Below are 20027 nucleotides of genomic sequence, written 5' to 3'. Positions count from 1 at the left end.
ATTTCATACGATTTATTCTTTTATTGCGTTAAAGCTTTAGCTATTTAATTAACCATCAATCAATCTCTATGAAAAAACTAACTTTAGTTTTTGCATTGCTCTTTGCATGTTTTACTTTTTCACAAGAAAAAACTTTCGAAATTACAGGAACTTTAATAACAGAAGATTCTAATCTGCCAATAGAGTCAGCTACAGTTTACCTCGAACGACTAAAAGACAGTAGTGTTGTTTCTTATACAATTTCAGACAAAAACGGATTTTTTAAAATTGAAGGACGAACCTTTGATGAGCGTCTTAACTTCTACGCGTCTTATATTGGTTATGGTATCTATAAAAAGGAAATAGATATAACAAAAGGATCCATAGATTTAAAGACGATCTCTATGCAGCTAGATAATCAGCTAAAGGAAGTGCTTATAAAGTCTACCGCACCAATAACTATAAAAAAAGATACTCTAGAGTTTAATGTAAAATCTTTTAAGACAAAAAAGGATGCCACAGTAGAAGATTTGCTTAAGCAATTGCCAGGTGTAGAAGTAGATGAAGAAGGTAAAATCACAGTAAATGGTAAAGAGGTAAACAAGATTTTAGTAAATGGTAAACCGTTTTTTGGTGACGATCCAACCATAACAACAAAGAACCTTACTAAAGATATTATTGAAAAAATTCAAGTCGTTGATACCAAAACAAAGTCCGAAGCATTTACAGGAGAAGCTGGTGACAAAGAAAATAAAACCATAAATCTAACTATAAAAGAAGAAAATAATAAAGGTGTTTTTGGTAGAGTAGCTGCAGGTGCTGGTACAGATCAGCGCTATGAATATGCAGGTATGGTTAACCTTTTTAATAATGATAGACGTATTAGTGTGCTTGCAGGTGGCAATAATATTAATTCACCAGGTTTTAGTTTTGGAGAACTTTCTAAAATGTTTGGAAACGCAAGTAGCATTTATATTAACAGTAACGGATCTTTTAGGTTTGATGGTCGCTCTTTTGGAGGTGGGCAAGGTATTACAACATCTAGAAGTACAGGCTTAAATTATGCCGACGTAATTGGCGAAACTGTTGATATTGCAGCAGATTATTTTAATTCATCAAGTAATTCTGAAAATCAAACCATTTCTGAGCGCGAAACTATCTTAGCAGATTCAAGATTTTTTACAAATTCGCGTTCAACTTCAAATAATGATACAGACAGCCATTCTGCAAATTTAGAATTTGAGATTGAAACAGATTCAACTTTTCAATTAAGTATTGAGCCTTCATTTGGCTATTCTAAAACCAAAACATTCTATAATAGCAATGACGAAACTTTAGATGAGGATTTAGTGCTTACCAACCAGTCTGCTGTAAACTCTGATGTAGAAAGTTATGCCAGAGAGTTTTCTACAAATATTTCTGCTACAAAACGATTTGGAAGCAAAGGAGCTTTTATAAAGGCTGAGGTAGAAACAGAAATTAACAAACAAGAAAGTGATGACTATTTAAATTCTGTTGCAGAAATTTTTGGAACAGATCCTGAAACTATAGTAAGAAATCAATTTACAGATGGTGTTAATGATAGTTATGGTGTTTCTACAGAATTAACCTATAGGTTACCAATAGTAGCAAAAAAGCTCTTTCTAAATTTTGAATACGAATATTCTAGAGACAAGGAGAATAATAGGCAAAGTACTTTTGATTATAACGACACTTCTGAAGGTTTTGATGACTTCAATACAGAACTAAGTACAGATTTTGAATATACAGACTCGAGAAGCATACCTAGAGTTGGTGTAACGTATAATGGCGAAAAGTTTTATACAAGATTAAACATAGGTTACAATATCCGCACATTAGAAAATAATGATTTATTACGACCTCAATTTAATGTTGAGCGACAATTCAAAAATTTAGAAGCGAGTTACAGAGTTAATTATAGATTTAGTCCTAAAGCATCTGTTTATGCAAGCTACTGGTTAAGTAATAATCCGCCAGGATTGCGTCAATTACAAGCATTTACAGATGTGTCAAATCCATTAAGTGTCATTGTTGGTAATCCAAACCTAGAACCATCTAGGAGACATAGCTTTTATGCAGGTTATAATGCTTTCGATTGGCAAAAGCGAACAGGATTTTACGCTAACTTTAATTCAAATTTTACCAACAATCAAGTAGTTTCTAGAACGGTTGTAGATCCTGAAACTTTAGTAAGAACAACAACCTATGAGAACGTAGATGGTAACTATAGTTTTGGTATTTCTGGAACATATAGTAAAGAAATAAAGTTAGATACTTTAAAATCTATAAAGCTTAATTTAAGAACTCGCTTTGATAGAAGTAAGAACATCAACTTTAATAATGATGTGCAATACGCGAGTACAGTAAATACAATAACTCCAAGATTAGGAATAGATTTTATTTGGGATAAGGTAATGGAATTAAAGCCATATTACGAAGTTAATATTTCGAACAACGCCTTTGACATTGAAGCATTTGAAGACCGAAACTTTACACGTCATAATGCAGGATTGAGAACCGCTACCTTTTTACCTAAAAAGTTTGAATGGGAAAATGATATTAGATTTAGTTATAACCCAAATGTAGCTGAAGGCTTTCAAAAAAGTGCTTGGTTCTGGAACTCTACATTGACATACAGCATCCTAAAGGATAAAGGGTTGATATCTTTAAAAGTGTACGATTTACTCAACCAAAACACAAACGCAAGGCGTACCGCAACACAAGATTATATACAAGATTATCAAAGCACAGTTTTGCGTCAGTACTTTATGTTAGGCTTTAGTTATAAGTTTAATAGCTTGGGCTCTAAAGGTGAAACAGGAGATGATGATTTCTTGATGTTCTAGTTAATCCCAAAGAGCAAAAAGAGCATCTAAAGCTTTATCAACTCCTTTGTAATATTGGGTTTTTCTAAATTGAGGAACCATAACACTATCAATTATGATTTTGCACTCATAATCTAAAATTGTTTTTTCGGTGCCTAAACCAGTATTTATGGCAATTTTTCTATCGTATCTAGAAATTGTGATGAGTAATCCATTATCTTTTTCTTTGGTGCCAATTCCCCAATAATTTGCCACTTCCTTGCCAAATTCCATAATATCTATATGTTTTGGAATAGAATCAATGGTTAGAATAGCAGTTTGATTTGTGGTTTGCTTTTCGAATTGAATTATTTTATATGCTAATGAATCTCGTTCTGTTTTAGAAAATAATTCAGCAGTATCATAAACAATGTTTTGGTTAGCATTTTCTGGAATATCTATACAGATACTAGATTTTGTTTCCTTACAACTTAATAACAGTAGAGAAGCAAAACATAGAATAAATAATCTATTGCCAAAAGTCTGAAGCATAAATCTAAAGAAACATATAATACAAATTACCAACCACCAGAGGCACCTCCACCACCAAAGCTTCCGCCTCCGAAACCACCACCAAAGCCTCCGCCACCAAAGCTTCCACCTGATGAAGAACCGCCAAAAATGCCACCACCAGAAGATGAACCTCTAGAGTAGCTTCCACGTCCCATATTACTTAATATAATAGCTTCAAGGATGCTTCTGGCATCGTCATCTCTTCGATTACCTTTATTGCCGCCTCGTCCACCACCACGTGTTTTAGAAATGGCTATGATGAATAAGATGAAAAATATAGCTATAAAAATTATGATTTCAAACGGAAAGCGAACAGCGTTATTTTTTCGGGTCCCTTTGTATTCGCCTTGCATTACTTGAAAGATAACATCGACGCCTCTGTTGAGTCCTCCGTTGTAATCGTTTTTCTTAAAGTAGGGTATAATCTCCCTATCTATAATACGTTTGCTCATGGCATCAGTTAGCAAATGCTCTACACCTCTTCCTGTATTTATACCAATTTTTTTATCGTCTTTTGCAAGAAGTATAAAAATACCATTGTCTTTATCAGCTTGTCCAATTCCCCATTTATCTGCCCATCTAGCACCTAGATAATTAATATATTCGCCTCTTGTTGAGCTTATTGTAGCAATAACTATCTGTGTTGAAGTTGTGTCAGAATAACGTATAAGTTTATCTTCTAAACTATTTTTTTGTAAAGGGCTTAGTAAGTTAATCTCGTCGTAAACACTAGTTTGAAATTCTGGAACGGGTGGAATTTTATATTGTGCAAAAGTAAATGAAGAGCTAACTAATAATAACAATAGGATAAATCTCTTCAATATGTGTTTTAGCTTTGGCATTATCCTTTAGAAATTGAATTATCTAATTCGTTATGATCTCCATGTTTCCAAGGAAAATGTAAAGCAAGGACTTTACCAGCTTCAATAATACCATCTATAAGCCCTTGTTTAAAGTTGCCTTTTTTAAATTGAGAGGCTATTTTATCGCTGGTGGAATTCCAAAAATCAGAACCAACAATATCGTTAATACCTTTGTCTCCATAAATAACAAAAGCCTTATTATCTACTGCCACATAAATAAGCACACCATTTTGCTCCTTAGTATTATCCATTTTTAGATAATGAAAAACTTCCAAGGCATGTTCGTAAATCTCCATGTTGCATTTTTGTTCTATGTGTACACGGATTTCGCCAGAAGTTTCACGTTCTGCAATACGAATGGCTTCAATGATTTCCTGTTCTTCTTGCTGTGTCAGGAAATCTTCAATGTGTGGCATGATGTGTTGTTTTAAAAGTTGAATTCTACATCCACAGGTTTTTCAGCGCCATCCTCAGACTCAAAATAAGCCTTTTTGTCGAATCCAGCGATTTTTGCAATTAAACTTTTGGGAAAAGTTCTTATATAACTGTTGTAGGGTTTAACAGCTTCGTTAAAACGAGTTCTGGCAACATCAATTCTGTTTTCAGTGCCTTCTAATTGACTTTGAAGTTCTATAAAGTTTTGATTAGCTTTTAAATCAGGGTAACGTTCAACAGTTACTAATAGACTTTTTAAAGCACCTGAAAGGCCACCTTGAACCTTATTAAATTCAGCTAATTGTTCTGGTGTAACATTGTTTGGATCAATATTAATTGAAGTGGCTTTTGCTCTTGCTTCAATTACATCTGTTAAAGTGCTTTTTTCAAAATCTGCAGCTCCTTGTACGGTTTTTACCAGATTACCTATTAAATCATTACGTCTTTGATAGCTACTTTCTACATCTGCCCATGCTTTACCAACATTTTCATCTAATTCTACAGCGCTATTATATACACCAATTCCCCAGAATAAAGTAACGGCAATGAGTACTAGAGGGATTAACCATTTTTTCATAATTGATAAGTTTTAAAGTTGTGTTTTTATCTTAATGAGCTGTGCTTTAATGCTTTCCAGCTTTTCAATAATTTCAAATTTTTCGAGCGATTGTTTACGTTCTTCTTTTAGATGAGTTTTGGCTCCTTCAAGTGTAAACCCTCTCTCTTTTACAAGATGATAAATAAATTTAAGATTCTTAATGTCTTCTGGAGTAAATTTTCTATTACCCTTAGCGTTTTTTTTAGGCTTAATTATGTCAAATTCTTTTTCCCAAAATCGAATTAAAGAAGCATTCACCTTAAAAGCTTTAGCAACTTCTCCAATACCATAATAGCGTTTTTCTGGAAGATCTATATGCATATTAATCTAGGGATTGGTTTTCTAACGATGCCTTTCTTAGTAACTCATTAAATTCTGTGGCAGATAAATTGCCATAATAGAAGTTTATTGGGTTTATACGCTCGTCATCTTTAAATACTTCGTAATGTAAGTGTGGTGCTTCTGAGCGTCCTGTGCTGCCTACATATCCAATTATATCGCCTCGTTTTACTCGCTGATTAACACGAACATTGTATTTGTACAAGTGTGCGTATAGAGATACATAACCATAACCATGGTCTATACGAATGTGTTTACCATAACCAGATGAACTGTTATCTGCACGTTTTACAATACCATTTCCTGTTGCGTAAACAGGTGTACCTCTTGGAGCAGTAAAATCCATACCAAAATGAAACTTACGCACTTTAGTAAATGGATCTGTTCTATAACCATATCCCGAAGCCATACGCGTAAGATTTTCGTTTCTTACAGGTTGTATCGCAGGTATAGCTTCTAAAAATTTCTCTTTGTCTTCAGCTAATTTAGCAATCTCATCCAATGATTTGGATTGAACAACAATAGCCTTTTCAAGTATATCTAGTCGTTTATTGCTCTCTGCAATGAGTTGTGAGTTATCGTAGCCTTCAAACTTTTTGTAGCGGTTTACACCACCAAAACCAGCACGTCGTTGCTCTTCAGGAATCGGATTTGCTTCAAAATATAGTCTGTAAATGGCATTATCACGCTCTTCAACATTTTCTAAAGCAGCAATGGCATCATCCATACGTTTGTTTAATAACTCGTATTGCAATTGCATATTTTGTAATTCTCTGGCTAGTTGACGCTCTTTAGGTGAATCTATATACTGGTTAGAAATAAAATTAAACAATAAGGCAAAAAGTGCTGCTGCAAGTAAGAAGACAAAAGCATATTTAAACGTTGTTGCTTTTTTACGCTTTATCTTACGATACGAAAGCGTCTCAGCGTCATAATAATATTTTACCTTAGCCATGTTCTAATTTATACTATTTTTGCACCTAATATGACTACAAAACAGGTGTCTTTTATTAGCGTAACGACCAAAGATATAAATTGTTTTGTAAATGTGGTAATTAAAACTAAACAAGCTATAATTTCTGTATATGACGTCTCAAGATATTCGTACTAAGTTTTTAAAATTCTTTGAAAGTAAGGAACATCTCGTAGTGCCTTCTGCACCAATGGTCTTAAAAAATGACCCTACCTTAATGTTTGTCAATTCTGGTATGGCTCCTTTTAAGGAGTTTTTTCTTGGTAATAGTGATCCAAAAAGTAACAGAATCGCAGATTCTCAGAAATGTTTAAGAGTTTCAGGTAAGCATAACGATTTAGAAGAAGTGGGTTATGATACGTATCACCACACACTTTTTGAAATGCTCGGCAACTGGAGTTTTGGTGACTACTTTAAGAAAGAAGCCATTGCTTGGGCTTGGGAGTTGCTAACCGAAGTTTATGGTATAGATAAAGATATTTTATATGTCACTGTTTTTGAAGGTAGCGATGATAACGATAACCTAAAAATGGACCAAGAGGCTTACGATATTTGGAAACAATACATTTCTGAAGATCGTATTCTTATGGGAAATAAGAAGGATAATTTTTGGGAAATGGGAGACCAAGGCCCTTGTGGACCATGTAGTGAGATACATGTAGATATTCGTTCGGCTGAAGAAAAAGCAAAAGTTGATGGCAAGTCTTTGGTAAACATGGATCATCCTCAGGTTGTAGAAATCTGGAACTTGGTATTTATGCAATACAACCGTAAAGCCAATGGAACTCTAGAGGTATTGCCAAACAAACATATCGATACAGGTATGGGCTTTGAGCGTTTGTGTATGGTGTTACAAGGTGTGCAATCTAATTACGATACAGATGTGTTTACACCAATAATTCGTGAGATTGAAACCATTACCAACAAGGATTATGGTAAGGATGAAAAAATAGATGTAGCTATTAGAGTTATTTCAGACCACGTAAGAGCCGTAGCGTTTTCTATAGCAGATGGTCAGCTACCAAGTAATACTGGAGCAGGTTACGTTATACGTCGAATTTTACGTAGAGCAGTGCGATATGGCTTTACATTTTTAGATAAAAAAGAACCATTTATTTACCGTTTGGTAGATGTGTTGAGCAAAAAAATGGGAACTGCTTTTCCAGAAATTAAAGCTCAAAAACAATTGATTGAAAACGTAATTAAGGAAGAAGAAGCCTCTTTTTTAAGAACATTAGAGCAAGGTCTTATTTTGTTAAATGGTATTGTTGAAGAAACAAAAGGCGATACAGTTTCGGGCGAAAAGGCATTTGAATTGTACGATACTTATGGTTTTCCTATAGATTTAACGGCTTTAATTCTATCTGAAAAGAATTTAAAATTAGATGAAAAAGGATTTGAAGAGCAACTTCAAATTCAAAAAAATCGTTCGCGCAAAGCAAGTGAAACTTCTACAGAAGATTGGACGATTTTAGTTGATGATGCTGAGCAAGAATTTATCGGTTACGACGCTCTTGAAGCCAACGTAAAAATTACACGCTACAGAAAAGTCACTTCAAAAAAAGAAGGAGACATGTATCAGTTGGTGTTTAATCTCACTCCATTTTATGCCGAAGGTGGTGGACAAGTTGGTGATAAAGGGTACTTGCAAGATAACCATGGTGATACAGTATATATTGTAGACACCAAGAAAGAGAACAATGTCATTATTCACTTTGCTAAAAATTTACCAGACGATTTAAATGATACATTTAAAGCTGTTGTAGACCAAAAACAACGATTTAGAACCGAGTGTAACCACACGGCAACACACTTATTGCACCAAGCATTGCGCGAAGTGTTAGGAACACATGTTGAGCAAAAAGGATCTGCAGTACACTCTAAATATTTACGTTTCGATTTCTCTCATTTTTCTAAACTAACAGTTGAAGAATTAAGAGACGTAGAAAACTTTGTAAATGCACGTATCGACGGAAAACTACCATTAGAAGAGCAAAGAAATGTACCAATGGATCAAGCAATTTCTGATGGTGCAATGGCGCTTTTTGGTGAAAAATATGGTGACACAGTTCGTACCGTGAGATTTGGACAATCCATAGAACTTTGTGGTGGTACGCATGTAAAGAATACGGGAGATATTTGGCATTTTAAAATTGTATCTGAAGGAGCAGTTGCAGCCGGAATTCGTCGTATAGAAGCTATTACTTATGATGCGGTTAAAGACTTTTATTTTGAAAATAACAGAGCGTATTTTGAAATGAAAGATCTATTAAACAATGCTCAAGAACCTGTAAAAGCACTTCAGAATTTACAGGATGAAAATGCGAGTTTAAAAAAGCAGATAGAACAACTATTAAAGGATAAAGCTAAGAACTTAAAAGGTGATCTTAAAAACGAAATCACTGAGCTTAATGGTGTAAATTTCATTGCCAAAAAAGTAGATTTAGATGCTTCTGGAATTAAAGACCTATGTTTTGAGTTAGGAGGAGAAGTGGATAATCTTTTTGCTTTATTCGGAGCAGATAATAATGGAAAGGCGTTATTGTCTTGCTATATTTCTAAAAATCTGGTTGCTGAAAAAGACTTAAACGCAGGTCAGATTGTTAGAGAATTAGGTAAGCACATTCAAGGTGGAGGCGGAGGCCAGCCTTTCTTTGCAACAGCAGGAGGTAAAAATCCAGCAGGTATTGAGGAGGCTTTGGAAGCTGCAAAAGACTACATTAAGTAAAATGAGTTGGGTTCCTTTTGATAATGGTAAAACAGTAGACTCAAAGGGGTCCGAAGGAGGAACGATTTTATTTGATGAGGAACACTTAAATGGAGCAAGAGTAAGTCTTGAAGAGAACTGCTATAACGCACCTTATGCTATAACTATAGGTATATATGGTGTAATGTTTCATACAGATTTTCATGATGATTTGAAAACTTCGAAGTTGAAGTATGAGTTGTTGAAACATAAAATTGAAGTGGTACTAAATCATTTAGCAATTGATAAGGAAAAGAGAAAAGAAGATTGGAATACACTATTCAACAACATGCTAGATGATTTGTTAAATTGATAATGAAGCTACAAACCAACATAAAACTACAGAAACAACCACATCATCAAATAGATTACACGTCTAAATTGATGTTGTTGGGATCATGTTTTTCTGAGAATATTGGTAGTAAGTTTGAGTATCATAAGTTTCAATCAGACGTAAATCCATTTGGAATTTTATTTCATCCTGTGGCTATAGAAAATCTAGTCACTAGAAGTATAAACGAAGATTTCTATAGTGAAGAAGAGGTTATACATCAGAATGAGATTTATAGTTGTTTCGATGCGCATTCAAAATTAAATGCGCTTTCTAAAGTACAATTACTTGAGAGTTTAAATACGCAATTAAGCGAAACATTAGATCAGGTTAAATCTGCATCGCATATAATTATTACACTCGGTACAGCTTGGGTTTATAGACATAAAGCAACTGATAAAATTGTTGCTAATTGCCATAAAATACCTCAAAAACAGTTTCTAAAAGAATTATTGTCTGTTGAAGATGTTGTTGCTTCATTAGAGCGTATAATTGCTTTAGTACGAAGTGTAAATCCTAAAGTAAATTTCATTTTTACGGTATCTCCTGTAAGACATCTCAAAGATGGTTTTGTAGAAAACAATAGAAGCAAGGCTCATTTATTGTCAGTAATTCATCAGGTTGTAGAACCAAGAAAACAACTGTTTTACTTTCCATCGTATGAAATTATGATGGATGAATTGAGAGATTACAGATTCTATAATCAGGATATGATACATCCAAATGATTTAGCTATTGACTACATTTGGGAAACCTTTAAAACCGTTTGGTTGGCAGAAGATGCTATTGAAACATCGCAGAAGATTGGTAGTATACAAGTTAAGAAAGCGCATCGTCCGTTTAATCCAAATTCTGAAGCGCATAAAAAATTTTTAGTTCTTCTTCAATTAGAGATAGCGAAGATTCAGAAAGAACTTCCTCACGTTAAATTCGATTAAATATTACCGAATCGGTCGTTTCAATCTTTCCTTTACCATTTCAAAAGACTTTTTGCTTGCACGTTCCCAACGATAAATATTATGCTTTTTAGCTCTTTTATTCTTTTGTTTTTCCTCTTTTTCTCTAAGTCTTTTAAGCCAATCAAAACGTTTTCTTACAATTGATTTAATCAGTTCATCACTGTCTTGTAAATGTTCTAATGTGTTTAGGGCAGCAATAGATACGTTTTTAATTTTATCATCAATAGCAATTAATAATACAGGAATGGAAGAAGGTCGACCAACAAATTCTAAAGCTTCAGCAGCTAGCTGCCTTGTTTTATAGTTGCCATGAGTTAAAGCATATTCTAGCTTATTAACCGAGTTTGTACCAACCCAATAGGAGATAACCTTCTCTGAAGGTTGAGAAAGTTTCATTTTTAATAACCAATATGAAAATTGATAAAACATAACTAACGTTTTCGGTTAATTATTGGTAGTAGATTTCTGAGTTATGTTACATAAAGTTTATCAAATATTAGGTTGAATAGTTCTGTTTTAACAAGTTAAATAATTAAAAATCAATGTTTTGAAAGAATATACGTAATTCATCGTATGGTTTACAATCCTCTTATTGTTGAAATTTGCTTCTGTATTAACCAATAAATTAAATCAACAATGAGAACTTTAAAAAACTTTATGTTATTAGTAATGACATTATCATTAGCAACATTTACATCATGTAGCAGTGATGATGATGGTGGAAGTGGTGGTAATGCTCCATCAGGAACTTTAGTCGCAAAAGTAGATGGTACTAGCTATGAATCTTGGGAGATTTCCTCTTCTGCAACAATAGCAAACAACGGACAAAATCTAATTATCATTGCTTCTAATAGTGATGGAAATGCGTTTTCTTTTACGGTTTGGGGTTATGACGGAGTAGGAACATACGATTTAGATGGCTCTAATATAAATAATGTAAATGTTGCTTCTTACACAGAAACAGACGTAGATATTAATAATCCGCAAGCTTCAACTACAGAAATTTGGCAGGCACCATATGACAACTCTATGGTAGGATCATTAAGTATTTCAGAAGAAACAGAAGATAAATTGATAGGAACATTTGAGTTTACTTGCAAAAATGTTAATGGAGATCAGTCTGTTAAAACAATCACAGATGGTTCATTTAACTTAAATAAGCAAGTACAATAATTGATTGACTATGAAAACGCTATTAACTTCAATCAATAAGGTAATGATGTTTGTGCTCTTAATGAGTGCAACATCGTTGTTTGCTCAAGAAACACCAGATTTTAGCTATGATTTAGGAGCTAAAATTAACGATATGACTATTACCCAGAGCGGAACTGTAGTCGTAGCCACAAATGATGGTTTGGTAGGAATAAAGCCAGGTTCTAATAACCTGTTATTCAATTTTACAGATTACGGAAAAGTGAAACCTGAAGAATTAAATTATATACCACTTTCTCCGTATGTAATGGTTGGCCAAACAGGATTTGCAAATTTATCTTCAAAGAAGGCTGTAATTGACCATGTGTCAGGAAAAATTTTGTTCACTACAGAATCAAAAGGATGGAAAAATGTATTTACATGCGATGTTATCATGCCACAAAACAAATTAGTAGTAAGTGGTTTTCAAAAAGTCGGTGATATGAAAGATAAGAATACTCCAAAAGTAGCCGTCTATGATTTAGGAACAGGTGAAGAGGATTACTCGTTTTTCTTATTAACACCAGGTAAGGTAAGTATGAAATACTACGCAGTTACAGGAAAACCTTTGTTGTTAAAAGATAAGTTGCTAATTCCAACAAGTCAAGGTATTGTAGCTAAGTCCCAAACAGGGGAAACACTTTGGGAAAATAAGATAAAGAATGTCAATTGGATGACAAGTAATGATACAGAGAATGATATTTATGCTTTTGCAGCAACAGCAAACGGTAAAAATACCAGAATTTATAAGTTGAATGCTAATGGAGCAGAGGCTTGGGAAGATGAAAGAAAAGTGAAAGGATCTGTAGCTAATTTTCAAATATTACCACAAGGTTTGGCTGTAGTAAGTAATGTTGTTGGCGGAAGCGGTGCTTTAGCAGCCAAGTCTGAGTCTAAAATAACAATGTTTAATGCTTCTAATGGTGAAGATCTTTGGGAGAAGGCACCAAAAACTAAAGGATACGTTCAGCATTTTTATATTATGGAAGATGGTATTTTATTCGGAATACATTCTGGTGGAATAAATAAGATTTCTTTTGATGGTCAGTCGTTATTTAAAAAGCCATTAAAAACAGGTGAAAATATTTTAACCATGGCAGAAACACCTCAAGGCTTAATTTATATCACTTCAGAGGATGCAAATATTGTTAATTTAGAAACAGGTGAGCAAGTTTGGGATAAACCATTAAAGTTTAAACGAGCAAATAATGTAAGCTCCACGTTTGATGAGAAGAACAATAGGTATCTAATTGCAGCCGATGAGAAACTGTATAGTATAGATGCTACTTCCGGTGATTCTCAACTATTAGCAGAAGCAAGTTTTGAAGGTAAAGAGGACCCTAATCATGTAGAGATTAGAGATAATGGTATTTTGTTGACTTCAGATCAAAATATGATGCTGTTAGATTGGGATGCAAAAACCAATTGGCATGAGTACCATAGAGCACCAGGAAAAAGTGCCTTTGGAGCTGTATTAGCAGGCGTTACCGCAGTGGCTTCAACAGCTATAGCTGCATCAGCGGCTTACAGAGCTGGTGCTAATAAAAATGCTTTAGGCAAATATAATAGCTATGGTGCAGAAATGAAGCGTACACAAGATATGTTTGCTGCTATTGGTACAGCATCTTTTAACGAATTGGCAAAACGTTTTAAGGCAACATCTGCTACCCAAAATTCTCAATTTATACTTACAAAGCTCGATAGTGGAGTGGGTTTAGTAAAGCTAAATAAAGATACAGGTGCAGTTGAAAAAGAAATTTTGCTAAAAGACAAAAAACCAGAATATAAAGTAGATGAATTTGGAGGGTATTTATACTACAAGTTAAACGACAAGACTATCTATGCTTATGATCTTAAAAAATAAATCTTGTTGTTGAGATTTGTTTTTGATTAAGCGTAACCAACTGTAGTTACGCTTAATCTTCTTAAATTGTACCTTAATCGAATAAAAGTTAGCTTACAGTTAAAAAATTTTATATTGATAATGCTATTAATCAATTTTCTCAAAAAAGCATCAGTTATACTATTTACAGCAAGTAGCATATCTCTGATGCTTTTTTCTTTAAATGGTATGAAGAAAAACCTACTCATCTCTTTGAGTATTTTAATGGGCATATCTGCTTATTCTCAAAATCTAGATAGTTTACTTACAGTTGCACGCAGTACAAAAAATGATTCTGTAAAAATCAGAATGTATAATAAAATTGCCTTTGGTTACATATTTAATGATACAGATAAGGCACTTAAAGTACTTAAAGAAGGAAAAGAATCTGCCAAGGCTGCAGGTTTTAATTTCGGTCTAACAGAGTTAGTAAATACTCATGGTATATATATGGATGTTACTGGTAAATCGGACTCTGCAGCTTATTATTTTGAAAAGGCACTAATGATGAGTAGAGATTTTGGGTTTAAAAACATTGAATCCATGTGTATCAATAACCTTGGGATGTTTAATTGGAATCGCGGAAATTATAATGAAGCATTAGATTATTTTTTTCAATCTTTAAAAATGGATGAAGCTCAACAAAGTGAAAAATCCACGTCCACATCATTGAATAATATTGGACTTATTTACCAAGAAATGAATCTTAATGAGAAAGCTCTTGAATATCATAAAAAAGCATTAAAAGTCAGAGAAAAGTATAAACTTGAAAATGAGCAAATAGCATCACATAACAACATTGGTATAAACTTAAAGGATTTAGGTAGAATAGATGAAGCGATATTGTCTTATAAAAAAGGATTAGCGTTGGCCAAAAAACTCGATAACCGAATAGAGTACTATAAGATTTTAGATAATCTGGCTAATGCATACTACGATAAAGGGAATAAAGACTTAGCATTAGAAACGTATTTAGAAGCCTTAAAAAAGAAAGAAAATTATAATGGTGATGAGCGCGGAATGCTCTCTACATACAATAATATAGCAACACTTTATAACGAAAAAAGTTTACCAAAAATAGCCAAACATTACGCAGAAGAAGGTTTTAATTTGGTAAAGAAATATCCAGAAATAGAATTGGTTTCCGCAGATTTGTACTTAACACTCGCAGAAAGCAATTACATGCTTGGAAACTACGACCAAGCCAGACAGCAAAAGCGAACTTATATAAAATTAAAAGACTCAATATTCTCAGAAAAAAATGCCCAAAAAATAGCAGATTTAGAAGTAAAATATGAAACTGAAAAAAAGGAAAAAGAGATTCTTATACAACGTGCAGAATTAGCAGAGCAAGATTTGGTCATTCAGAAGCGAAACTATCAACTATACGGATTAGCCTTGTTAACATTAATACTGGGCTTAGTAGGTTTTCTGTTCTACAACCAACAGAAGCTAAAAAATCATCAGCTACAAAAAGAAAATGAGCTTAAAGACGCTTTAATAAAAATTGAAACCCAGAATAAGTTACAAGAGCAACGCTTAAGAATTAGTAGAGATTTACACGATAATATAGGTGCGCAATTAACTTTTATTATTTCGTCTATAGACAATCTAAAATATGGTTTTGACATTAAAGATGAAAATCTAACTCATAAACTTGAGACGATAAGCGATTTTACATCAGGCACTATTTATGAATTAAGAGATACCATCTGGGCAATGAATAAAAGTGAAATTACTTTTGAAGACCTGCAGACCAGAATTTCAAACTATATTGACAAGGCACATTTGTATGATGCTAATATTCAGTTTTCATTCAACGTAGATAGCAGTGTAGATACAAGCAAAACCTTCACATCTGTTGAGGGTATGAATATTCATCGTGTTATACAAGAGGCCATACACAATAGCTTAAAATATGCTGAAGCGTCTCAGATAAAAGTTGAAGTATATAAAGAAGTTTCTAATTTGGTGTTTAAAATTTATGATAATGGAAAAGGTTTTGATTTAGCTTCTGTGAAAAGAGGTAATGGCCTCACCAATATGGAAAAACGAATTGCAAATATTGGTGGAGAAATTCAAATCAACACAAAAGAAAATCAAGGAACCCAAATAATTGTTATCGTATAAAAGCTAAAACAAATATTCTGTTAACCAACTAAAATTTTATGAGAGTACTTATTTGTTTTCTTCTATTTAATATGTTGTGCTATGGCCAAAATGAAGAAAACCCACAAAAGCTTAATGATTCAGCAATAAGCATTTATAAGAACAATCCTAAAAAGGCAATTTCAATCTTAGAAAAATCTAAGTCCATCGCTAAAGCAAAGAACCAAATATTTGAAGAAGCTAGAGCGATTAATGGTTTAGGATTAGTATATAGAGATTTGGGTGATTTTAATAAAGCTATTGAGCTTTCTAGCCAAGCTATAGAGATGTCTTCAGATTCACTTTTGGTGGCAAGTGCTTCTAATAATATTGGAGTATGTAAAAGACAACTCGGCGAATATGAAGAAGCGCTAACCCAATATTTAAAAGCACTCAATATATATGATGCTTTAAATGAAAAATCAAAAGAGGCTACTGTAACTAATAATATTGGTATGGTGTACAGCTATTTAGGAGCTAATGATAAAGCCATAGAATATCACCTAAAAGCCAAAGATGTTTTCGAAGAGTTAAATAATAAAAAAGGAATTTCAGAAGTATATAATAATATAGCCATTATTTATGCCAATGATGGAGATTTGCAAAAAGCACTCGACTATTTTAAATATTCATTAGAAATTGAAAGGGAATTAGATGACAAAAAAGGTATTGCCGAGTCTGTAAATAATGTTGGTGCGGTCTTCTACTATTTGCAAGAAATAGATTCAGCTCTGGTCTATTTTAAAAAATCAGCTTTTTTTAGAAAAGCAGATAGGTAACTATGCAGGTGTAGGGGCGAGTTATAATAATATGGCTCAGGTTTTAATGGAATTTGACAGAGCAAGAGAAGCAAAAAAATATATTGATAGTGCCTATTATTATGCAACAACGTATAATGTAGCAGTGGATGTAGAAATGGCTCTGCAAAATTATTCTCAATATTATGAAGTTACTAACGATAAGGATAAAGCGTTGTCGTATTATAAAGAGTTTTCAAGGGTAAGAGATAGCGTTCTTAATATAGAAACCACAAGTAAGATAGCAGAGCTCGAAATAGAGTTTCAAACCGAAAAAAAAGAAAAAGAAATCCTATCACAGCGTGCAGATCTTGCAGAAAAAGAATTAGACCTTAGTAAAAAGAATATTTACATCTTAGGTTTGGGCGCACTAGCTGTTGTTTTAGGACTTCTAGGGTATTTGTTTTACAACCAGCAAAAGCTAAAAAACCGTCAACTTCAAAAAGAAAATCAACTCAAAGATGCTTTAATAAAGATTGAAACTCAAAGTAAGCTTCAAGAACAACGTCTTAGGATTAGTAGAGATCTGCATGATAATATAGGAGCGCAGCTCACCTTTATTATTTCGTCATTAGACAATCTAAAATATGGTTTTAAAATACCCGAAAAATTGGGTAATAAAATAAAAGGAATCAGCGAGTTTACAACAATAACTATTCATGAGTTAAGAGATACGATTTGGGCCATGAATAAGGATAAAATTACATTTGAAGACTTACAAATACGCATTTCAAACTTTATAGATCAGGCAAATCTTGCAGCTCAAAACATAAAGTTTAATTTCAATGTAGATAAGTCTGTAGATAGTGATATGGCTTTTACTTCTGTAAAGGGAATGAATGTTTACAGAATAATACAAGAAGCTATAAATAATGCTGTAAAATACGCAGAAGCGTCAGCAATAGATGTTGATATTTCTATGCAAGAAGACACAATGATAATTAGAATAAAAGATGACGGAAAAGGGTTTAACGAAGCTACTATAAATCGTGGTAACGGACTTAATAATATGAGGAAACGATCAGAGGATATAAAAGGGCAATTAACAATTCAGTCAGAGATAGGCCAAGGCACTACAGTTGAGGTAAAGATATAAATACGATAAAATACGTATAGCATAAAATAATTATATTGAGGATATTTATAATCTAATTAAAAAGCGAATGATAACAAGAATAGCCATAGTAGATGACAATACTTTTCTTATAAAAACGGTAGAAGAGAAGCTTTCTTTTTTTGAAGATTTAGAAGTAAGATTTACAGCTATGAACGGCAAAGATGTTCTTGAAAAATTAGAAGCAAACAATGGTATAGATTTAATTTTAATGGATATAGAAATGCCTGTAATGAACGGTATTGAAGCCACAGAATTGGTAAAGCAAAAGTATCCACAGATTAAGATTATAATGCTTACTGTTTTTGATAATGACGAAAATATATTTAACGCCATAAAAGCTGGCGCAGATGGTTACTTACTTAAGGAAATAAATGCAGGAGACTTACATTCTGGTATTTTAGAAACCCTTAATGGAGGTGCAGCTATGAACCCTTCAATAGCGTTAAAAACATTAAAATTGCTTAGAAACCCTTTTGTAGAAGCAAAAGAAAAAGAAGAAATAAAGTTAACCAGCAGAGAGGTCGATGTCTTAGAGCAATTAAGCAAAGGCTTAAGTTATAATGCGGTTGCAGAAAATTTAATTCTTTCTACCGGAACAATTAGAAAGCATATAGAAAATATATACCGCAAACTACAAGTTCATAATAAGTTAGAGGCTGTACAAAAAGCTAAACGCAATAATATTATTTAACAACAAATCATTGTTGTCATCCTGAACTTGTTTCAGTATTTCATGACAAGATAAGTTTAAATTTTTAAGATTTTACTCTCACGCTTTCAGGTACTAAAACAGTGTAATCTCCATTATTTCTTATTACATCACGCACAATAGAAGATGAGATATAAGATGTTCTCGAGGCTGTAAGTAGAAATACAGTTTCAATTTTTGAAAGTTTTCTATTAGTATGCGCAATCGCTTTTTCAAACTCAAAATCAGCAGGATTACGTAAACCTCTTAATATAAATTCAGCATCAATTTCTTTGCAAAAATCTATAGTCAACCCTTCATAGGTAACCACCTTTACTTTAGGCTCATTCTTAAAGGCTTCTTCAATAAAATGTTTACGTTCTTCTAGAGAGAACATATATTTTTTTTCAGAATTTACACCAATGGCAACAATAACTTCATCAAAGAGTTTTACTCCACGTTTTATAATATCGTAATGTCCATTAGTAATAGGATCAAAGGATCCAGGGAATAGTGCGCGTCTCATTTGTGTAAACTTCTTTATGACCTCAAAGATAACTATTAATTCTTCATTGCTTCTTCAATGGCATTACTAAACAAATCTTTTAAACTAATACCAGCTTTTGCAGCTTGCTGAGGTAAAATACTTTCTTTGGTTAATCCAGGTACAGTATTTACTTCGAGAAGATGAGGTTCATCATTTTTAAAAATAAATTCACTGCGAGAAAAACCTGTCATACCTAGAACCTCGTAAATTTTCTTGGCGATAGTTTCAACTTTGGTTTTATAATCCTCAGATATTCTTGCTGGAGTAATCTCTTGAGATTTGCCTTCGTATTTTGCTTGGTAATCAAAGAAGTCATTTTCAGATACGATCTCTGTAATTGGTAATACAGTAGTATTTCCTTTATAAGAAATCACACCAACCGAAACTTCAGTGCCGTCTAAAAACTGTTCTATAATTATTTCGTCATCTTCTTTAAAAGAGGTTTCGATAGCCGTTTTTAAATCTTCTTTTTTATACACTTTAGAAATTCCAAAACTACTACCTGCTTTATTAGCTTTTACAAAACAAGGCAGACCAACTTTTTTAACAATGTCCTCTTCATTAATAACATCTCCAAGGTTTACATAGTAACTCTCAGCAGTTTTAATACCGAAAGGTTTTAAGGTCGCTAGCAGGTCACGTTTATTAAACGTTAATGCTGCTTGATACATGCTACAGCTAGTTTGAGGGATATTTAAGAGTTTAAAATAGGCTTGCATAAAACCGTCTTCACCTGGTGAACCATGAATAGCATTAAATACACAGTCAAATGTTATTTTTTCAGAATTAAGTGTAATTGAAAAATCATTTTTATCTACAGGAAATTCATCATTATTTTCATTTACATAAACCCATTTCTCCTTAAAAATATGGATAGCATAAGGTGTATATAGATTGCGATCTAATGTTTCAAAAACAACGGAGCCACTTTTTAGCGAAATCTTATATTCGCTAGAGTAGCCTCCCATAATTATAGCAATATTTTTCTTCATTTTCAGAGCCTATAAACTAGGTAATATATGTTGAACAAGTCGTA

At 33.1% G+C, this 20027-nt stretch carries 19 protein-coding genes; 10 read left to right on the top strand and 9 right to left on the bottom strand.

What is annotated here, in order from left to right:
* Nucleotides 1–68 precede the first annotated feature (68 nt).
* Complete coding sequence (locus tag V1468_RS13720) at nucleotides 69–2846, top strand: outer membrane beta-barrel protein (RefSeq protein WP_331810793.1); 2778 nt, start codon at nucleotides 69–71, stop codon at nucleotides 2844–2846.
* Here the strand turns inward: V1468_RS13720 and V1468_RS13715 are convergent, their stop codons facing one another.
* The 6 genes from V1468_RS13715 to V1468_RS13690 are packed head-to-tail and all read right to left on the bottom strand — an operon-like array spanning nucleotide 2847 to nucleotide 6567.
* Complete coding sequence (locus V1468_RS13715) at nucleotides 2847–3356, bottom strand: TPM domain-containing protein (protein WP_331810792.1); 510 nt, start codon at nucleotides 3354–3356, stop codon at nucleotides 2847–2849.
* A 26-nt stretch (nucleotides 3357–3382) separates the two neighbouring features.
* Entirely contained in the window at nucleotides 3383–4219 is an 837-nt protein-coding gene (locus V1468_RS13710) for a TPM domain-containing protein (RefSeq protein ID WP_408647374.1), read from the bottom strand.
* Nucleotides 4219–4656 (bottom strand): TPM domain-containing protein, encoded by a 438-nt coding sequence (locus V1468_RS13705; RefSeq protein WP_331810790.1) that lies wholly within the window; start codon nucleotides 4654–4656, stop codon nucleotides 4219–4221. Before V1468_RS13705 ends, V1468_RS13710 begins: the two co-directional genes overlap by 1 nt.
* Nucleotides 4657–4667: 11 nt before the next feature.
* Nucleotides 4668–5252, bottom strand: a complete 585-nt coding sequence (locus V1468_RS13700) for a LemA family protein (protein WP_331810789.1) — start codon at nucleotides 5250–5252, stop codon at nucleotides 4668–4670.
* Between the two features lie 12 nt (nucleotides 5253–5264).
* Nucleotides 5265–5594, bottom strand: a complete 330-nt coding sequence (locus V1468_RS13695) for a MerR family transcriptional regulator (protein WP_331810788.1) — start codon at nucleotides 5592–5594, stop codon at nucleotides 5265–5267.
* Between the two features lies 1 nt (nucleotide 5595).
* Nucleotides 5596–6567 (bottom strand): M23 family metallopeptidase, encoded by a 972-nt coding sequence (locus tag V1468_RS13690; RefSeq protein WP_278004041.1) that lies wholly within the window; start codon nucleotides 6565–6567, stop codon nucleotides 5596–5598.
* Between the two features lie 130 nt (nucleotides 6568–6697).
* Here V1468_RS13690 and alaS point away from each other — a divergent pair, with 130 nt between their 5' ends.
* Genes alaS through V1468_RS13675 form a run of 3 tightly spaced genes read left to right on the top strand, consistent with a single transcriptional unit; the run spans nucleotide 6698 to nucleotide 10600 of the window.
* Complete coding sequence (alaS, locus tag V1468_RS13685) at nucleotides 6698–9313, top strand: alanine--tRNA ligase (protein ID WP_331810787.1); 2616 nt, start codon at nucleotides 6698–6700, stop codon at nucleotides 9311–9313.
* Nucleotide 9314: 1 nt separating this feature from the next.
* Complete coding sequence (locus V1468_RS13680) at nucleotides 9315–9644, top strand: hypothetical protein (RefSeq protein ID WP_331810786.1); 330 nt, start codon at nucleotides 9315–9317, stop codon at nucleotides 9642–9644.
* Between the two features lie 2 nt (nucleotides 9645–9646).
* Entirely contained in the window at nucleotides 9647–10600 is a 954-nt protein-coding gene (locus V1468_RS13675) for a GSCFA domain-containing protein (RefSeq protein ID WP_331810785.1), read from the top strand.
* Nucleotides 10601–10603: 3 nt separating this feature from the next.
* On the opposite strand, the gene V1468_RS13670 is transcribed toward V1468_RS13675, so the two are convergent.
* Nucleotides 10604–11017: a HEAT repeat domain-containing protein gene (locus V1468_RS13670; RefSeq protein WP_331810784.1), complete on the bottom strand. Its 414-nt coding sequence runs from the start codon at nucleotides 11015–11017 to the stop codon at nucleotides 10604–10606.
* Nucleotides 11018–11257: 240 nt separating this feature from the next.
* Between V1468_RS13670 and V1468_RS13665 the strand changes: the two genes are divergently transcribed.
* From V1468_RS13665 to V1468_RS13640, 6 genes are all read left to right on the top strand, one after another.
* A complete protein-coding gene (locus tag V1468_RS13665; RefSeq protein WP_331810783.1) occupies nucleotides 11258–11794 on the top strand; it encodes a DUF6252 family protein in 537 nt (178 codons plus the stop codon).
* 10 nt (nucleotides 11795–11804) lie between these two features.
* On the top strand, nucleotides 11805–13676 hold the full coding sequence (locus V1468_RS13660; protein ID WP_331810782.1) for an outer membrane protein assembly factor BamB family protein: 1872 nt from the start codon (nucleotides 11805–11807) through the stop codon (nucleotides 13674–13676).
* A 207-nt stretch (nucleotides 13677–13883) separates the two neighbouring features.
* On the top strand, nucleotides 13884–15824 hold the full coding sequence (locus V1468_RS13655; protein ID WP_331810781.1) for a tetratricopeptide repeat-containing sensor histidine kinase: 1941 nt from the start codon (nucleotides 13884–13886) through the stop codon (nucleotides 15822–15824).
* Nucleotides 15825–15862: 38 nt separating this feature from the next.
* Nucleotides 15863–16621, top strand: coding sequence for a tetratricopeptide repeat protein (locus V1468_RS13650; RefSeq protein ID WP_331810780.1), 759 nt, complete (start codon nucleotides 15863–15865; stop codon nucleotides 16619–16621).
* Nucleotides 16622–16652: 31 nt separating this feature from the next.
* Nucleotides 16653–17735, top strand: coding sequence for a sensor histidine kinase (locus V1468_RS13645; RefSeq protein ID WP_331810779.1), 1083 nt, complete (start codon nucleotides 16653–16655; stop codon nucleotides 17733–17735).
* 67 nt (nucleotides 17736–17802) lie between these two features.
* Nucleotides 17803–18447 carry a response regulator transcription factor gene (locus tag V1468_RS13640; RefSeq protein WP_331810778.1) on the top strand — a complete coding sequence of 215 codons (645 nt, stop codon included), beginning with the start codon at nucleotides 17803–17805 and terminating at the stop codon, nucleotides 18445–18447.
* Nucleotides 18448–18511: 64 nt separating this feature from the next.
* On the opposite strand, the gene coaD is transcribed toward V1468_RS13640, so the two are convergent.
* Both coaD and V1468_RS13630 read right to left on the bottom strand, forming a co-directional pair.
* Nucleotides 18512–18970: a pantetheine-phosphate adenylyltransferase gene (gene coaD, locus V1468_RS13635; RefSeq protein WP_331810777.1), complete on the bottom strand. Its 459-nt coding sequence runs from the start codon at nucleotides 18968–18970 to the stop codon at nucleotides 18512–18514.
* Between the two features lie 35 nt (nucleotides 18971–19005).
* Nucleotides 19006–19983 carry a D-alanine--D-alanine ligase gene (locus V1468_RS13630; RefSeq protein WP_331810776.1) on the bottom strand — a complete coding sequence of 326 codons (978 nt, stop codon included), beginning with the start codon at nucleotides 19981–19983 and terminating at the stop codon, nucleotides 19006–19008.
* Nucleotides 19984–20027: the final 44 nt, after the last annotated feature.

Source organism: Winogradskyella poriferorum, from assembly GCF_036553625.1.
Lineage (GTDB): Bacteria > Bacteroidota > Bacteroidia > Flavobacteriales > Flavobacteriaceae > Winogradskyella > Winogradskyella poriferorum.
Note: the sequence above shows the minus strand (reverse complement) of the source record. Positions and strands in the feature narration are given on the sequence as shown.

Bases quoted from the DNA above. Each gene is read 5' to 3' on its own strand.
- V1468_RS13720 (WP_331810793.1), top strand. From the start codon at position 69: ATGAAAAAACTAACTTTAGTTTTTGCATTGCTCTTTGCATGTTTTACT.
- V1468_RS13715 (WP_331810792.1), bottom strand. From the start codon at position 3,356: ATGCTTCAGACTTTTGGCAATAGATTATTTATTCTATGTTTTGCTTCT.
- V1468_RS13710 (WP_408647374.1), bottom strand. From the start codon at position 4,219: ATGCCAAAGCTAAAACACATATTGAAGAGATTTATCCTATTGTTATTA.
- V1468_RS13705 (WP_331810790.1), bottom strand. From the start codon at position 4,656: ATGCCACACATTGAAGATTTCCTGACACAGCAAGAAGAACAGGAAATC.
- V1468_RS13700 (WP_331810789.1), bottom strand. From the start codon at position 5,252: ATGAAAAAATGGTTAATCCCTCTAGTACTCATTGCCGTTACTTTATTC.
- V1468_RS13695 (WP_331810788.1), bottom strand. From the start codon at position 5,594: ATGCATATAGATCTTCCAGAAAAACGCTATTATGGTATTGGAGAAGTT.
- V1468_RS13690 (WP_278004041.1), bottom strand. From the start codon at position 6,567: ATGGCTAAGGTAAAATATTATTATGACGCTGAGACGCTTTCGTATCGT.
- alaS (WP_331810787.1), top strand. From the start codon at position 6,698: ATGACGTCTCAAGATATTCGTACTAAGTTTTTAAAATTCTTTGAAAGT.
- V1468_RS13680 (WP_331810786.1), top strand. From the start codon at position 9,315: ATGAGTTGGGTTCCTTTTGATAATGGTAAAACAGTAGACTCAAAGGGG.
- V1468_RS13675 (WP_331810785.1), top strand. From the start codon at position 9,647: ATGAAGCTACAAACCAACATAAAACTACAGAAACAACCACATCATCAA.
- V1468_RS13670 (WP_331810784.1), bottom strand. From the start codon at position 11,017: ATGAAACTTTCTCAACCTTCAGAGAAGGTTATCTCCTATTGGGTTGGT.
- V1468_RS13665 (WP_331810783.1), top strand. From the start codon at position 11,258: ATGAGAACTTTAAAAAACTTTATGTTATTAGTAATGACATTATCATTA.
- V1468_RS13660 (WP_331810782.1), top strand. From the start codon at position 11,805: ATGAAAACGCTATTAACTTCAATCAATAAGGTAATGATGTTTGTGCTC.
- V1468_RS13655 (WP_331810781.1), top strand. From the start codon at position 13,884: ATGAAGAAAAACCTACTCATCTCTTTGAGTATTTTAATGGGCATATCT.
- V1468_RS13650 (WP_331810780.1), top strand. From the start codon at position 15,863: ATGAGAGTACTTATTTGTTTTCTTCTATTTAATATGTTGTGCTATGGC.
- V1468_RS13645 (WP_331810779.1), top strand. From the start codon at position 16,653: ATGGCTCAGGTTTTAATGGAATTTGACAGAGCAAGAGAAGCAAAAAAA.
- V1468_RS13640 (WP_331810778.1), top strand. From the start codon at position 17,803: ATGATAACAAGAATAGCCATAGTAGATGACAATACTTTTCTTATAAAA.
- coaD (WP_331810777.1), bottom strand. From the start codon at position 18,970: ATGAGACGCGCACTATTCCCTGGATCCTTTGATCCTATTACTAATGGA.
- V1468_RS13630 (WP_331810776.1), bottom strand. From the start codon at position 19,983: ATGAAGAAAAATATTGCTATAATTATGGGAGGCTACTCTAGCGAATAT.